General features: G+C 40.7%; 15 protein-coding genes and 1 tRNA gene. 7 read left to right on the plus strand and 9 right to left on the minus strand.

The annotated features are described in order from the left end of the window. Positions 1-25: 25 nt before the first annotated feature. Positions 26-976: an aldo/keto reductase gene (locus B3139_RS12545; RefSeq protein WP_293883579.1), complete on the plus strand. Its 951-nt coding sequence runs from the start codon at positions 26-28 to the stop codon at positions 974-976. 239 nt (positions 977-1,215) lie between these two features. Here B3139_RS12545 and coaD read toward each other — a convergent pair whose 3' ends face one another. The 3 genes from coaD to B3139_RS12560 are packed head-to-tail and all read right to left on the minus strand — an operon-like array spanning position 1,216 to position 3,021. Next, on the minus strand, positions 1,216-1,692 hold the full coding sequence (gene coaD, locus B3139_RS12550) for a pantetheine-phosphate adenylyltransferase (RefSeq protein WP_293883580.1): 477 nt from the start codon (positions 1,690-1,692) through the stop codon (positions 1,216-1,218). A gap of 1 nt (position 1,693) precedes the next feature. Next, positions 1,694-2,233, minus strand: coding sequence for a 16S rRNA (guanine(966)-N(2))-methyltransferase RsmD (gene rsmD, locus B3139_RS12555; protein WP_293883582.1), 540 nt, complete (start codon positions 2,231-2,233; stop codon positions 1,694-1,696). Then, positions 2,224-3,021, minus strand: coding sequence for a DUF3822 family protein (locus B3139_RS12560; RefSeq protein WP_293883584.1), 798 nt, complete (start codon positions 3,019-3,021; stop codon positions 2,224-2,226). The genes rsmD and B3139_RS12560 overlap by 10 nt, the downstream gene beginning before the upstream one ends. 85 nt (positions 3,022-3,106) lie before the next feature. Here B3139_RS12560 and B3139_RS12565 point away from each other — a divergent pair, with 85 nt between their 5' ends. From B3139_RS12565 to B3139_RS12575, 3 genes are all read left to right on the plus strand, one after another. After that, positions 3,107-4,531 carry an ATP-dependent DNA helicase gene (locus B3139_RS12565; protein WP_293883586.1) on the plus strand — a complete coding sequence of 475 codons (1,425 nt, stop codon included), beginning with the start codon at positions 3,107-3,109 and terminating at the stop codon, positions 4,529-4,531. Positions 4,532-4,622: 91 nt separating this feature from the next. After that, a complete protein-coding gene (locus B3139_RS12570; RefSeq protein ID WP_293883588.1) occupies positions 4,623-7,115 on the plus strand; it encodes a S9 family peptidase in 2,493 nt (830 codons plus the stop codon). 7 nt (positions 7,116-7,122) lie between these two features. After that, positions 7,123-7,665, plus strand: coding sequence for a hypothetical protein (locus tag B3139_RS12575; protein ID WP_293883590.1), 543 nt, complete (start codon positions 7,123-7,125; stop codon positions 7,663-7,665). A 20-nt stretch (positions 7,666-7,685) separates the two neighbouring features. Here the strand turns inward: B3139_RS12575 and ruvB are convergent, their stop codons facing one another. From ruvB to pdxH, 5 genes are all read right to left on the minus strand, one after another. Beyond that, the gene (gene ruvB / locus B3139_RS12580; protein WP_209580257.1) at positions 7,686-8,708 is read right to left on the minus strand and encodes a Holliday junction branch migration DNA helicase RuvB; all 1,023 of its coding nucleotides are present in this window, start codon (positions 8,706-8,708) and stop codon (positions 7,686-7,688) included. A 13-nt stretch (positions 8,709-8,721) separates the two neighbouring features. Beyond that, positions 8,722-9,459: a polyprenol monophosphomannose synthase gene (locus B3139_RS12585; protein WP_293883676.1), complete on the minus strand. Its 738-nt coding sequence runs from the start codon at positions 9,457-9,459 to the stop codon at positions 8,722-8,724. Between the two features lie 365 nt (positions 9,460-9,824). After that, complete coding sequence (locus tag B3139_RS12590) at positions 9,825-11,021, minus strand: NADH-quinone oxidoreductase subunit D (protein ID WP_293883593.1); 1,197 nt, start codon at positions 11,019-11,021, stop codon at positions 9,825-9,827. 5 nt (positions 11,022-11,026) lie between these two features. Next, positions 11,027-11,515, minus strand: a complete 489-nt coding sequence (locus B3139_RS12595; RefSeq protein WP_293883595.1) for an NADH-quinone oxidoreductase subunit C — start codon at positions 11,513-11,515, stop codon at positions 11,027-11,029. Between the two features lie 2 nt (positions 11,516-11,517). Next, positions 11,518-12,171, minus strand: a complete 654-nt coding sequence (gene pdxH / locus B3139_RS12600) for a pyridoxamine 5'-phosphate oxidase (RefSeq protein WP_293883597.1) — start codon at positions 12,169-12,171, stop codon at positions 11,518-11,520. 153 nt (positions 12,172-12,324) lie between these two features. Here pdxH and B3139_RS12605 point away from each other — a divergent pair, with 153 nt between their 5' ends. The 3 genes from B3139_RS12605 to B3139_RS12615 all read left to right on the plus strand — a co-directional run bounded on the left by B3139_RS12605 (position 12,325) and on the right by B3139_RS12615 (position 15,271). After that, entirely contained in the window at positions 12,325-12,888 is a 564-nt protein-coding gene (locus B3139_RS12605; RefSeq protein WP_293883599.1) for a YqgE/AlgH family protein, read from the plus strand. A gap of 171 nt (positions 12,889-13,059) precedes the next feature. Beyond that, a complete protein-coding gene (gene htpG, locus B3139_RS12610; protein WP_293883601.1) occupies positions 13,060-14,949 on the plus strand; it encodes a molecular chaperone HtpG in 1,890 nt (629 codons plus the stop codon). Positions 14,950-15,197: 248 nt separating this feature from the next. Next, positions 15,198-15,271, plus strand: a tRNA-His gene (locus B3139_RS12615). A gap of 112 nt (positions 15,272-15,383) precedes the next feature. Here B3139_RS12615 and B3139_RS12620 read toward each other — a convergent pair. After that, entirely contained in the window at positions 15,384-16,544 is a 1,161-nt protein-coding gene (locus B3139_RS12620) for a glycoside hydrolase family 130 protein (RefSeq protein WP_293883603.1), read from the minus strand. Positions 16,545-16,777: the final 233 nt, after the last annotated feature.

The raw sequence follows: 16,777 nt of genomic DNA on the forward strand, positions 1-16,777 counted from the left end.
TTAATTAGGAAACAATCAAATGATCATGGAAAAAGTAAAACTCGGAAATAGTGAAATTGAATTCAAACCACTTGTCTTTGGTGGAAATGTATTTGGGTGGACCATAGATGAGAAGCAATCCTTCGCTCTTTTGGATGCCTTTGTCGATATGGGATTCAGCCTGATCGATACATCTAATAATTACTCGCATTGGGTGCCGGGGCACAGCGGATCTGAATCAGAAACAATCATTGGCAAATGGATCAAAAAAAGAGATACGCGTGATAAAATTCAGATTGCTACAAAAGTCGGTGGACGCCGAATAGATAATAGCAAACCTAATCTGAAAAAAGAATATATCATTAAATCTGTGGAAGATTCGCTCTTGCGCCTGAATGTAGATACAATTGATCTTTATCAATCGCATCACGATGATCTGACAACACAAATCGATGAAACACTGGAGGCTTACCATCACCTGATCCAGACTGGAAAAATAAAATGGATCGGTGCATCTAATCTCAGTCCGGAACGTATTTCGGAATCCCTCCGGATTGCTGAAGAGCACAATTTGCCCGCTTATATTGCTATCCAACCGGAATACAACCTTTACGACCGAGTGAAGTATGAAGAACAGTACGAACAATTGGCCATTGACAATCACTTGGGTGTAATCAGCTACTATTCACTCGCCAGTGGCTTCCTCTCGGGTAAATACCGCTCTTTGGATGATATAAAAGAGGTAAAGCGCTACGATGCATTAAAAAACAGGTTTAATGCCCGCGGTCTACGTATTCTAGATGCCCTGGCTGAAATAGCCCATAGCCAACAAGCAAGCATGTCAGCCATTGCATTAGCCTGGATTTTACATAGACCTTCGGTCACAGCGCCTATTGTAAGTGCAACCAGTATCAAGCAGCTCGAAGAACTCAGCATAGCTGTCGAAATCAAACTTACACCTGAAGAGTGTTACCTATTGGACAAAGCAAGCTCTTAGTAAACTAAAATACAGGTAAATCAGGTTAATAACTTGAAAACAAATACATTAAACATTAAACAATCGCATTACCAAATAATATTTGGCCCAAAAGCATAGCGGACAATCAGACTGATTTAAATAGTACAACATATTATTCACATAAAACACATAAAACCCTGTCTAACAAGAATAAAAAAAGTGAAGCAAAATAATATTTTGCTGCACTTTTTGATTCAATCGGGCTTTATTGATTTTGCTTATTTATCTTTTGCATTCAACAGCGACAGGACGGCAACGGGCACCATTGCACTGATATCGCCTCCATTAAACCAGACATCCCTAACAATGGACGAAGAAATATGAGCTGTTCCGGATCTACTCATCAAGAAATAACTTTCCACCTCATTATTGAGCAGCAGATTATTCTGAGCAATGGCATTTTCAAATTCGAAATCACTGGTATTCCGGAGCCCACGTAATATAAAACGGGCTTCAACCTGCCTACAGAACTCCACGGTTAAGCCTTTATATTTATGCACTTCAACCCCACTTACGTTGTTAAAAACACGACTAATTGAATCTACCCGTTCGTCGTGATCTAACATTCCTTTTTTATTGGCGTTATAACCTACCGCAATAATAATTTTATCAAATAGCGGCATTGCTCTTTCAACAAGATCTTGATGAGCTAAAGTAAAAGGGTCAAATGATCCCGGAAAAACAGCAATTTTCATATTAGTTAGTCTTAGCGTAAAAAGAAAATGATGAATACCCGTATTTTCTAGTTTCTATAAAATTTGGATGATCTTCCATCTGCCTTGTTGACGGATGCTCAACAACAAGGAGCCCACCTTCACGCAGTAATTGTTGGTCAAAAATTAGTTTTGGCAATTGTGGCAATTTAGGAATATCATAAGGTGGATCGGCAAAAATAAAATCATAAGTATGCTTACAGCTAGCAATGAATTTAAACACATCGGCTTTCCTAGCTTTAATCTGCTCCAATTTCATCTTCTCCGCTGTATCATTGATGTATTGCACGCATTTGAAATGAAGGTCTATCGCATCTACATGCTCCACATCCCGCGATGCGAGCTCAAAACTAATATTCCCTGTTCCTGCAAAAAGATCCAGACATGCTAAACCATCAAAGTCCAGCCTGTTCTGTAAAATATTAAACAGCGCTTCTTTGGCGATATCCGTGGTTGGTCGCACAGGTAAATTTGATGGTGGATTGAGCCTTAAGCCACCTAAACGACCTCCGATTATTCGCATAGTATAGAATCAAATAATACATTATATGGCGCCAAATTTGATTCGACTTCCCTATCTGCCAATACAACTTTTGTTTTTAAATCCAATATTTCAATATCAGCAGTATAAGTCGAGATACGCTTATAATAAGATTCATTTGGGATTTCTCCTGAAAGAAGCACTTTGTTAATGGAATCGCCAAGGTTGAATTGCGTTAAAATATTAAGCACATAATAGCTGATATCATCCAGGGTATGAATTTCAAAACTATTATAGAGCTGGAAAACACCGTTTTTAAATAGGTAAAAATCAACCGTATTTTCAGCCACAAAATGAAGCCCTAAGACACTACCTCGAATCGAAACGCGCTCCTGTGCGCGGTCAAGCACAACAGCGAATTCGGGAAGTATCACAGCATCAGGAAACAACCTCCTCCATCTATTTAATAACAATCCATCAAACTGATATACAGCAATTAAATTAAGGTTATCTAAAGAATAGCTAAATGTATTTTCAAGATCAGATGTGCCTAAAAACTTCAGGTAATCGCCCATCTTTTCACTCAGAAAAAACTCTTTCGGAATAAATGTAAAAGTTTGATGCGGTATCACCACACGGACAAATCGAAACGGAAGACTCATAATTCGCGTGGCATCTAAAATCGGCTCCTCTGAAGGATACTCGATCAAAATCGGCGCAACCGCCTTTTTATCAACCACTGCCAAGACATCTTTCTGAAAGCCAGCCTTGACCAAAAGATTGTACTCTGGTAAATAATGAATATTGAATTGCTTTGAAATATAATTCATTCGCTGAATTGTAAAAATTAAAATTTCTTAAAGCAAAAATAGCTTTTTCTAGAGGATAAGACAAACCTTTTAAATAACTTTGAAGGTGTTCATCAAAAATCTGTTAATACAGCAATTTCCATGGCAGGCCACCGATCAGCAGTTGGAGGCCTTCGAATTACTGGAAGAATTTCTACTCGCTTTTGACAAGCAATCCTGCTTTGTCCTTCGAGGATACGCCGGTACGGGAAAGACAACGTTAATTTCGGCGCTGGTCAAAGTACTGCCAGCATTACGCAAAAAAGCTGTTCTGCTAGCTCCAACGGGTAGGGCTGCAAAAGTGATTACCTATTATTCTGGTCGCAAAGCACTGACAATCCACAAGAAAATCTATCGAAAAAAATCTGCTGTCTCATTTCAGCTGGATTTCACTTTAGCAGAGAATCTTCATGAAGATACGCTATTTATTATCGATGAAGCGTCAATGATATCCAATGCTCCTGTCAATGCCTTTTCGGGAAGTCTTTTGGATGACCTGATCCGCTATGTGCAATCCGGGAAGAACTGTACCCTACTGTTTGTCGGAGATACCGCCCAGTTACCACCTGTAGGACTCCTGGACAGCCCCGCATTAAACCCAAGTTATCTTGAAAGTGAATTTCATCTCTGCGTTTATCCGTTTGAGCTGACCTCCGTTGTCCGGCAGTCCAGAGATTCCGGTATACTGTATAATGCGACAAAAATACGCGAAGAGATAACCTCTGCAGAAGAAGATCAAGATGACTTTCCTTTTCCAAAATTCATAACTAAAGGATTTAAAGACCTTTACAGAATGACAGGTGAACGGTTAATAGAGGGTATAAATTATGCCTATGACAAATATGGACTCGAAAATACAATGATTATCTGCCGTTCAAATCGCTCAGCAAATTTGTACAACCAAAACATAAGGAACAGGATTTTGTTTCGGGACGAAGAACTGACCGGCGGAGATTATATTATGGTGGTGAAGAACAACTACTTCTGGCTGCAGGAAAACAACATGGGCGATGGGTTTATTGCCAATGGCGATATGGCCAAAGTACGAAAAGTAAGTAACATCCACGATCAGCATGGTTTTCGATTTGCAGATGTCACACTTGAATTTGTTGATATTGACGAAATAGAACCGATCACCTGCCGCGTGATCCTAGACAGCCTCTATACGGACAGTCCCAATCTGCCTTATGAGACCCAGAAGACACTCTACGAAGAGATTGCTTTGGATTATGCCGACATTATGGATAAAAAAGACCGCCTAGAAGCGATCAAAAAGGATCCCTATTATAATGCGCTTCAGATTAAATTTGCTTTTGCAATTACCTGCCATAAAGCGCAAGGGGGCCAGTGGCCAATTGTCTTTGTCGACCAGGGGTATATAAACGATGAGATGTTGGATCTTGAATTTTTAAGATGGCTGTATACCGGAGTGACACGGGCAACAAAGGAGCTTTTTTTGGTTAATTTCAGTGAAAACTTCTATCCATCATAGGATTATTACACGAATCATTCGCAAAAGAACCCCATTATAGATATTTTTACATCCAAAACCATTATTACACGATTATCTATATCATTATTTAATGCATAAGTTCTACTTTATCTTAGCAGCCAGCTTATTACCCTATATTGGCACTGCTCAACAGGCGAAAGAGGCACCTATAAAAGCCAACTATCAGTTGGCGGCAAAATTTTCCCCTGAAAAATTAAAGAAAATGATTTTTTCAACGAGTATCAAACCAAACTGGATCAATTTTTCTGATCGATTTTGGTATGATTATGCAAGCCCGCAGGGAAAAAACTGGTACATTGTTAACCCTGCCCTGAAAAAGAAAGAACTCCTTTTCAATAATGACGACATCGCCGCTCAAATTACTAAAATCGTAAAAAACCCTGTAGATGCGCAACATTTGGAATTACAAGGGCTTCGATTTACCAAAGATGAAAAGAAATTAAGATTTCAGGTTCAGAGTACGCAAGATACCGTCAAATCCAAAGATGAAATACAAAAACTCAAGAATAAGTCCGATACCACCAAAAAGAAACTATTTTATCTGGAATACGATCTGGCAACAAAGTCTGTGTTAGAAATCAGTGACTCGACAAAAGTAAAACCACCTTTGGGTTGGGCGAGCTTCTCCCCCGATACCAATACAGTTTACTTTGCAAAAGACTACAATTTGTATTGGATGGACAGATCCAATTACCTTAAAGCGGTAAAAAATGAAAAGGACAGCACCATTGTAGAACACCAGATTACAAAAGACGGTGTACAATATTATGCTTGGGGCGGCGATGAATACAGTACAACTACCGGTGACGAAAAAGATAAAGATAAAGAAAATGAACCTAAACGTAAGCGGGTATGGATCAGCTGGTCGCCAGATGGGCGTTATTTTACCTTGAGCAGAAAGGACAACCGTTCATTAAAACCTTTGTGGGTAATCAATAATGTTGGCTCATCCCGCCCAACACTTGAAACGTATAAATACCAAATGCCAGGTGAGGTCGATTCGACGGAAACTGAACTTTATATCTTTGATGCAGGAGCAAAAACTCCACGCCGCATCAATGTTTCCGCGTTTAAAAATCAGACCCTCTCAACCTGGACAAAAACTCCGGATAAAAATTCGTATAAGGAAGATTACTTTATCAACTACTGGTTAGGCACTAATGAAGAGTTTTACATTTCACGTTCTAGCCGCGACCTCAAACGGATTGACCTCCTAAAAGTCAATATAAATGGTACGGTAAACACCATTATCCAGGAGCGTTCCAATGTATATCTGGATGCTCAAAAACCATTCTTGATTGAAAATAAAAAGCAATTAGTCCACTGGTCAGAAAGAGATGGCTGGGGCCACTACTACCTTTACGACACGAATGGAAAATTGATCAATCAAATTACAAAAGGTGCCTTTCACACGGAGGAAATTACCGGTTTAGACCCTGCTTCAGGAACACTATACTTTACCGCATCGGGCCGTGAGAAAAACGAAGACCCTTATTATTTACATCAATACAGTATAAATACAAATGGCGCTGGCATGAAACTTTTAAACCCGGGGAATTTTGATCACCAGGTGGAAATGAGTGAATCTTCAAAGTATTTTGTCAATAATTCCTCCAGGGTAAACACAACGCCCGAATCTGTCTTATACAATAGCAATGGACAAAAAGTAATGACATTGGAAAAGGCCGATCTGTCGTTACTTTTTGCTGCTGATTACAAATTTCCGGAACCTTTTAAAGTGAAAGCTGGGGATGGAACCACGGATCTCTATGGGGTGATGTATAAACCATTTGATTTTGACAGTACCAGGACGTACCCCATTGTCGAATATGTTTACCCTGGACCTCAGACCGAAGCAGTCAATAAATCCTTTGGAAGAAGCATGGACCGAATCGACAGGCTAGCGCAGTTCGGTTTTATCGTCATCACGGTGGGTAACCGCGGTGGACATCCTTCACGTTCGCAGTGGTACCACACCTATGGTTACGGTAATCTACGCGACTATGGTTTGGAAGATAAAAAAGTAGCGGCAGAACAGCTTGCTGACCGCTATAAATATATTGACATTAACCGTGTGGGTATAACTGGCCACTCCGGCGGTGGATTTATGTCTACGGCCGCGATGCTTGTTTATCCTGACTTCTTTAAAGTTGCGGTGTCTGGTGCTGGAAACCATGAAAATCAGATCTACAACCGCTGGTGGAGTGAGCGTCATCATGGCGTCACAGAAAAAGTATCCGCAAAGGGCGATACCACATTCTCGTACCAGATCAATAAAAATACAGAGCTCGCAAAAAACCTAAAAGGTAGATTACTTATCGCTACCGGAGATATTGACAACAATGTACACCCGGCTAACTCCATTCGAATGGTCGATGCACTCATTAAAGCAAACAAAAGATTTGATTTCCTGCTGTTACCCGGACAAAGACATGGTTTTGGCGATATGACAGAATATTTCTTTTGGAAAATGGGCGATTACTTTAGCCAGTATCTGTTGGGCGATTCCAAAATGAACGAGGTTGACATGACCGAAATAAATCGAGAAAAACCACAAAAATAACGGTTGCATGACCTACGATGAAAAATTGGCATTTTTATCCGTTACCTTGAGATCTTTCGAGGTAACGGATTTTTCTTTGGATATTCTTCAAGGGATAACCCTGGCCGATCTGTTGAAAATCTCCTTAGAGAAAGATAAAAAGATAGCCTTTCGCGCCGCATGGGTTTTTGAAACCATCGTTTTAAAAAATACGGCACTGCTAAAACCGGTTCTTCCACAATTCCTGGATAATTTAAAAAAACAAAAGAATTGGAGCTGTCTTAGAAGTTACACGAAGGTTCTGCTATTTTTGACGTCGAATAAGAATAAAGAATATTCACTTGGGAATGAGGCAGAAGAAGAAATCATCGAGTACTCCTTCCAATGGATGATCGACCCTCCCTGTCCTGTCGCTGTACTGGTCAACTGCCTGGACATTTTAAATAACCTACGGAAAAAGCATCCTTGGATACAGGAGGAGTTACAGGCGCAGATAAGCTATTTTCAACGAACAAAACCTAGTCCGGCTTTAATGAGCCGGACCAATAAAATTATGCAGCAAAAAAACTAAAATATACTTTTCATTCGTTCTTAAAACAGTGTGTTTCCTTTCGAATGATTCACTCGGCCCAAGTGCTTATAAGCAGCTTCTGTACATTCGCGACCCCGCGAGGTCCGCATGATGTATCCTTCTTGAATCAGAAAGGGTTCATAGACTTCCTCAATCGTACCTTCATCCTCCCCAACTGCTGTCGCTACAGTTTTTAGTCCGACAGGTCCACCCTTGAATTTGTCAATAATGGTTGTTAAGATTTTATTGTCCATCTCGTCTAAACCATTCTCATCCACATTAAGCGCATGTAAAGCGTACTTTGCTATTTCTTTATCGATGCTTCCGTTACCCTTTATCTGCGCAAAATCCCGTGTACGGCGCAGTAAAGCATTGGCTATCCGGGGTGTCCCCCTGCTCCTCCGCGCAATCTCGTAGGCCCCTTCCTCAGATATCGGTGTGTTTAAGATATGAGCCGAGCGCAGCACGATAGTAGTCAGCAGTTTTGCATCATAATATTGTAGACGTGAATTAATTCCAAAGCGTGCGCGCAGGGGGGCTGTCAACAGACCCGAGCGCGTGGTGGCACCAATCAAAGTAAACGGATTCAGCGAAATCTGCACAGACCGTGCGTTTGGCCCTGTCTCCAGCATGATGTCAATTTTGAAATCTTCCATTGCCGAATAGAGATATTCCTCCACCAAAGGACTTAAGCGGTGGATCTCATCGATAAACAAGACATCTCCTTCTTCCAGATTTGTCAATAACCCCGCTAGATCACCCGGTTTGTCCAATACAGGTCCTGAAGTAATTTTGATACCAACTCCCATCTCATTCGCAATAATATGCGACAAAGTCGTTTTTCCTAAGCCCGGAGGGCCATGCAGCAAAACGTGATCCAGCGCCTCGCCTCTCAGCCTGGCCGCTTTCACAAAAATATTGAGGTTTTCTAAAATTTTAGCCTGTCCCGTAAAATCTTCAAAAGCCTGAGGCCGCAATGCCCGTTCAATATCACGGTCGGTATTACTGAGACGTTCTGCATTTGGATCTAAATTCTCATTCATGGTGGCAATATTTTTAATTTCTCTTATAGCGTTTCCCGATACTACCTAATTTTAATTGGATAACTCCGAAAAAAGCTTCCTTAAAGATACTGGTGCTCATCTTTGATGTACCTTCGGTCCGATCTGTAAATATAATGGGTACTTCAACCACTTTAAAGCCATATTTTATGGCGGTGAATTTCATTTCAATCTGAAAGGCATAACCCACAAACTTAATCTTTTCGAGTGGGATTGTACGGAGGACTTCTCTAGTAAAACACACAAACCCCGCGGTAGCATCCTGGATATTTATCCCCGTTATAAAACGAACATATACCGAAGCGAAATACGACATCAGCACCCGGCTCATCGGCCAATTGACTACATTCACGCCCTTGATATAGCGCGAACCTATACTCATATCAGCACCATCCACACAAGCCTGCCGTAAGCGAAGCAGATCCTCCGGATTGTGACTAAAATCTGCATCCATTTCAAAAATATAGTGGTAATGTTCGCGCGATAGCGCCCATTTAAATCCATGGATATATGCCGTTCCCAACCCCAGCTTCCCGATCCGCTCTTCAATAAACAAACGGCCGTCAAATTCATTAAGCTGTAAATTCTTGATGATGGTCGCCGTTCCATCCGGGGAACCATCGTCTACAATTAAAATATCAAATGCATGTGATAAGGAAAAAACTTTGCGAATGATTTTTTCAATATTTTCCTTTTCATTATATGTTGGAATGATAACTAAACTATCCGTCACTTTTTTATATTTAAGACCAGTAAAGGTAATCATTTGCGTTAAATTCTAGTGCAGGAATTCGATGAAATATACAGGATAATCAACATTGCTCCGATGAAAAAGCAGTAAACCCTTCAAGCTCAAACCAACACACAGGCATCATAAATAAACGACATCTAGTAGGTTGCTCGCCATAAAAAGAAAAGCCCGTTACTTTGGGAGTAACGAGCTTTCATTAACCAATTATAAACTTAAATTATGAGACTGCAAATATGATTAAAATTGCGCTCATTTACAAATTTATTTGCGTTTTCATGCAACATTTTCAATACAATACACCTTTTAAATGTGCTAAATCGTTAATAAAACACGCATACTACCGCAGATTAGCGATCTACTTCACCCAGAACAATATCAATAGACCCCAGAATCGCAATCAAATCAGCTATCAGCACGCCTTTTCCGAGTTCCGAAATCACCGATAGGTTATTAAAACTCGGTCCCCGCGACTTTACACGCAATGGAATATCTGATTTATCTTTTGTGACAAAGTAAAAACCCAATTCTCCTTTCGGATTTTCAGCACGGACGTAATAATCCTGCGCTTTCAAATTTACTTTTTTCGGAACCAGCGCTCTCGGATCAAATTCAGCTGTACGTTTAAAGTCTTTCTGTAATCGTTCAAGACATTGCTCAACAATGCGAACAGATTCTTTGACTTCGTCTACCCTAACTTTATAACGGTCCCAGCAATCGCCGATTGCGCCCATTTCACCTTTTCCGACAGGAATCTCAAAATCAATTTCTGGGTAAACCGAATAGCCATCTATGCGTCGCAAATCCCATTTTATTCCTGAAGCCCGAAGCATAGGTCCCGATACACCATAATTTATCGCAACGTCAGCAGGAAGTATACCTATTTTAGCCGTACGGGAGATAAAGATTTGATTCTGAGTTAAAATTTCATCCAGTTCGACCAATTTAGGTTTGAAGTAGGTAATAAATTCTGCACAGCGCTCTTCAAAGCCGACAGGCAAATCATAAAACAAACCGCCTACCCAGATATAGTTGTACAACATCCTGGAGCCAGAAGCCCACTCGAGCATATTCATAATGTGTTCACGGTCACGGAAGCACCAAAGAAACGGCGTTGTTGCACCGATATCAATACCATATGTTCCAATAGCAATCAGGTGCGACGCAATTCGGTTGAGTTCACAGACCAGTACCCGGATATACTCTATCCTTTTAGGTATTTTACGATCAAGACCAAGCATGCGTTCGACACCCATCACGAAAGCATGACTATTATTCATCGAGGCGAGGTAATCCAGGCGATCAGTAAAAGGAATTGTCTTTGCGTAATTTAACGATTCGGCATGCTTGTCAAAACAGCGGTGCAGATAACCCAAATGTGGAACAACCTCTTTCACAATCTCTCCGTCGGTAATCAGCTGAAGCCGGAGCACGCCATGCGTTGATGGATGCTGAGGCCCCATATTTAAGACCATTTCCTGGCTGGATATCGCTGTAAGGTGTTTTTCATACCGCACTAATGCCTCTTTATATTTTGGATTCGCCATTTCGATCATTTAATATGGATGCCATGATATGTTTCTGCCTCTTCATAATCCTTCCGCAGAGGATAACCTTCCCAATCGTCAGGTAACAGAATCCTTCTAAGGTCCGGATGTCCCTCAAAATAGATACCCATCAGGTCAAATGCTTCGCGCTCATGCCAGTCTGCCGTACGCCATACCGAATTAAGCGAAGGAATCTCAGGTAATTCGTCCAGCGAACGATGACCAGACAGCTCAACTTTTAAGACCAAACTGTGTTGATAAGGCAATGAATTGAGATGGTACACAACAGTAAAATGCGTTTGATAGTCCACCGCAGTAAGATTGCTCAAAAAATCAAAATACAAACCCTCCGTATCCCGCAGGAATAAACAGACGGCTACGATATCTTCCTTATCAATAAATAATGCAGGCTGCAGCCCATTGCGATCTTCTTTAAGAATAACTTGAGTTCCAAATCTGGAAACCAACATCGATTTAATTTCGTCAAATGTCATATTTACGGAGCTATACGCGTAATCTTCCAGGAATCAGACACTTTTTTATAAACGATACGATCATGCAGCCGGCTTGCACGTCCCTGCCAGAACTCGAAATAAATCGGTTTCAGTAGATAGCCGCCCCAATGTGAAGGTCTAGGTACAGCGTCGCTTCCAGTATATTGGTGTTCGAGTTGTTCCACCCTATTTTCCAAGAAACTGCGGTCGGGAATTTCGTGGCTCTGTGGGGAAGCCAGTGCCCCGATACGGCTCCCTTTAGGCCGTGATTGAAAATATTCATCCGAATCGGCCTCACTTACAAAATCAATAACACCTTCGATCCGGACCTGCCGTTGCAATTCAGGCCAGAAAAACAATAATGCAGCATGCGGATTAGCTTTCATGTCCTCCCCTTTACGACTCTCATAATTTGTAAAAAAGACTAAACCTTCTGCGACAATATCCTTCAATAGAACAACTCGCGAGGACGGCAAATGATGGGAAGATACGGTTGAAAGCACCATCGCATTGGGTTCGTTCACCTCGCTGTGGATAGCCGCATCAAACCATTTTTTAAACTGGTGGACTGGATCACGATCCACATCCGATTCAGATAGGCTACCTAATACGTAATCCTGTCTGATTGCTGCAATATCTTTATGTTGAATGGACATAGAAACCTATATTTATGTCCTACAAACTTACTAAAATCATTGCTTTTTCTCTATAAAGTTAGTAGAAATTGACAAAATCCCAATTTTGGCACAAATCTCGCATAGTTCTAATTAAAAAAGATTAGATCAACAACTCATTAAAATACGCGCTATATGTTTACCGAACTCGACCCACAAAAAGGAAGTCTGTTAATTTCCGAACCGTTTATGTTAGACCCAAGATTCCTCAGATCCGTGATATTGCTATGTGAATATAATACGGAAGGATCTCTCGGTTTTGTTTTAAATAATCAAACCAATGTGCGCATAGGCCAATTATTGGAATCTATACCGGATTGTAATTTCCCCATCTACATGGGTGGCCCCGTGGCTCAGGAAAGTCTTTTTTTTGTACATAACCGTTTTGATTTGTTGCTGAGTGGCGAAGAAGTTGCTCCTGGAATCTATTTCGGGGGCGATGAAGAGAAGCTTATCGAAGCCATCCAGACGGATAGCATTAAAGCTGACGAATTAAAATTCTTTATTGGCTATTCCGGATGGTCTGCAGGTCAACTTGACGCTGAAATTAAAGAAAATAGCTGGGCAGTACAGAACAAATACCACCATCAGCTTATTTTTGAAGGTAACGGTGAATTGCTGTGGAAGGATGCCATTATTGGACTTGGACCCAAATATGCACATGTTGCCAACTTTCCACAGAGCCCTAGCCTGAATTAGGCTAAGGGGCTTTCGCTTGCTGACAGTCTACATTAAGATACATTCAACGCAACACATGGACTTATGACAAAATAGGACGTTTCCTGCCATCATGTCTTATAGGAGCGATTTGGAACATAGATTGTATGTTGTAAACAAATCATAAAATTAAAAAATAGCGACATACAAATTATGAATCCAGAAAAAGGTAGTATTTCAATTCACACGGAGAACATATTTCCCGTAATCAAAAAGTTCTTATATTCCGATAATGAAATTTTCTTGCGTGAACTGGTATCTAATGCCGTTGATGCTTCTCAAAAAATCAAACGCCTGGCTTCTTTAGGTCAATATCAAGGTGAAACAGGTGAATTGATTGTAGACGTAAAATTTGATGAAGCTGCCAAAACCATCACTATTTCCGACAATGGTATTGGTATGACAGCAGAGGAAATAAAAAAATACATCAACCAGATCGCTTTCTCCGGAGCGACAGAGTTTATGGAAAAATTTAAAGAAGCAAATGATGCAAACGAAATCATTGGCCGTTTTGGTTTGGGCTTCTATTCCGCATTTATGGTGGCCGATACGGTGGAAATCGAATCCTTATCCTATCAGGATGGAGCAGAACCAGCCCATTGGACTTGCGATGGTAGTACATCTTACGAAATCTCTACAGGCACAAGAACCACTCGTGGTACTGATGTCATTCTACATATTAACGAAGAATCCACTGAATTTTTAAGCCAGGCACGTTTACAGACGATTTTAGATAAGTATGCTAAATTCCTTCCCGTTCCAATCCGTTTTGGTACAAAAACAAATTCTGAGCCGGATGGTGAAGACGAAGAAGGAAAACCAAAATACAAATCTGTTGCGGTAGACAATATTATCAATAATACTAATCCAGCATGGACAAAGTCACCGTCTGAATTAAAAGATGAAGATTATTTGGCATTCTACCGCGAGTTATATCCTTACTCCATGGATGAGCCTTTGTTTTGGATTCACCTCAACGTAGATTATCCATTCAACCTGACCGGTATCCTTTACTTTCCTAAAGTTAAAAATGAACTGGAGATCCAGCGTAATAAAATCAAACTGTACTCGAGACAAGTGTTCATTACCGACGAAGTGAAAGATATTGTTCCAGAGTTCTTGATGTTACTTCACGGTGTAATCGATTCTCCAGACATTCCGTTGAACGTTTCCCGTTCATTTTTGCAGGCGGACAGCAACGTTAAGAAAATCAATAGCTATATCACCAAAAAGGTGGCTGACAAATTGAACGAAATATTTAAGACTGACCGCAAAGGCTTTGAGGAGAAATGGACGGATATCGGCTTATTTATCAAATATGGTATGCTAAGCGATGAGAAATTTGCTGAAAAAGCAAATGACTTCTGTCTGGTAAAAAATACGAAAAACGAAAGTTTTACCATCAAAGAATATTATGAGAAAGTCAAAGATATCCAGGTAGATAAAGATGGAAACATTATCTACTTATATACGCATGATGCTGCCCAACAAGATGGATTTATCCAAACTGCATTAAACAAAGGTTATGATGTACTGACACTCGATGGTCCACTAGATACGCACTTTGCGGCTTATTTGGAGGAAAAGGGTGGCGAAAAGGTGCAACTGAAACGTGTAGATGCTGACGTTATCGATAAATTGATTCAGAAAGATGAAAAGGTCGACCTGGCTCTTTCGGAAGAAGAATCTAAAAAAGCGCTGGAAGTTTTCGAAAAAGCAATTTCACGCCAAGATATGAAAGTTGAAATTGATGCGTTAAATGAGGGTGATCTGCCTGTATCGGTAACAATTGATGAATTTATGCGTCGGATGAAAGAGATGGCTAAGACAGGTGGTGGTATGAATTTCTATGGTTCATTGCCCGACAATTATAAGGTAACTGTCAACGGTAACCATCCACTGATCAAAAGAATTTTATCAGCATCGGACGAAGAGGGCTCAAAACTAGCAAAACAGGCTTTTGATTTAGCACTTTTATCCAGAGGTTTATTGTCTGGGGCCGATCTAACATCTTTTGTGAAGAGAAGTGTAGAAATGATATAAGGGCATTCCTTTTACAAAAAAAGGCGGTTTCTTTCATAAGAACCGCCTTTTTTAATAAAAATTGGAAGTAAAATGTGGCTTTGGGCGTAGCGAAATGCTTATCCGCACCGCTATGCACGCATTTCGACGTTTTTTATCAAAATTTAATAAACTAATCTTCACCTAGTTGGCTTTAAACGCTGTTTTTTTTCAGTCAAATATTTGGAGGGAATAGGGTTTAATCGTACTTTTGTATCATCAAAATCACGGTAGGTATAGCTCAGTTGGTTAGAGCACTAGATTGTGGTTCTAGGGGTCGTCGGTTCGAGCCCGATTACTTACCCAAAAAGGCAGATCAAATGATCTGCCTTTTTTAATTCTACAGGTTTCAGCAAAACATATGCTCCTTGACCAGCTACCCAATATCCGAACAAACTTCAAAGACCCATCCTTCTCTATTTCAATCCAGGTACAGGATCCATTAGCCCCGGATGGCGCGGATCATAAATAGCCACAGCAACTTTAGAGTCTGCACAGCCATAATATAAAAACCATTTTTGTTTAAAAAACACCAACCCTTCAATAAAAACCGTCCCGTCGATATATTGCCCACTTTTTTCGAAAGGTTCCATGGGGCGTAAAAAAGGAACGTCCATTCGAGCTAATACGCTTGTCGGATCTCGCGGATCAAATAGAACCTGACCTGCGGAATAGCTCTTTTTAGCAAAACGCATATCTCCTTTCTCAGCATGATTCTTACCATTGTATAACAACAAAATTCCTTTATCAGTTAAAACTGCCGGAGGACCGCATTCAGTCAATGCGCTATCGAAATAGCCATACCTGGGCGTGATGAAGGCTTTCATCGCACCTCTATGGTCCATTACGGGTTCCCAGTCAATCAGATTATCGGATGTGGCACCATACACACCGTATTCCCCCCAGTACAACCAATATTTTCCGTTGATTTTTGTAATCACCTGCTTATTGCCTTTCAATACGGTCACAATTGAAGCCGATTTATGCGGTTCATTGATTAAATTGGGATTATTTTTCGATTGTTTAAAAATGGGGCCATACTTCACCCAGTGTTTCAGGTCGGTGGATATTGCTACACCGAGCCGAGGTACCTTTCGGTTCCACTGGGTGTAAAACATGACAAAACGCCCATCCTCTGTTTGCGCTATCCGAGGATCCTCCGTCCCGCCAGGCCATTCGTTATCCTGTTGGTCATCAGGAGCAGGGTAGAATACCGGTGTTTTGAGCCGTTCGAAATGAATGCCATCCGCACTGGCAGCGAGTCCCAGCCTGGAGGTACGGTGGCCAATCGCCTTTCCTGTCCGATCCTCGGCGCGATAAATGACATATACACTATCTCCCTTAACAACCGCTGCAGGATTAAAGGTATCGTTATCCTCCCATCGAATTTCCTTTCTCAGCATTGGATCATAAAATACCGAACTTGTATCAGGCTCAATAATTGGATTTACTCCTTTGGGTCGCTCAAAGCCCCCAAATACCCAATGTCCTTTTCTAAATTGGGCATCACGATGTACGTTACAGCCGCTTAAAACGACCACCAAAACAACGCCTGCAAATTTTACGATAGTATTCATAATTTCATTGATTTTTTAAACTTTATATTACTTTTACCAATAACCTGTAAAAGCGGAAATTATAATTGGTCTCACTCTGTTTGCAATAGCCTGTTAATCTTCAAATAAATAGAAAGCTGGATATTGCAATACATAGTATAAAAGTATATATTTATACCATGATCTCAAAACAGGAATGCCACTATTCATTACAGGTATTGTAGCACATCCGTTTTTCTTCAGCGCTCTCCGGT

Source organism: Sphingobacterium sp. UBA1498, assembly GCF_002325125.1.
GTDB lineage: Bacteria > Bacteroidota > Bacteroidia > Sphingobacteriales > Sphingobacteriaceae > Sphingobacterium.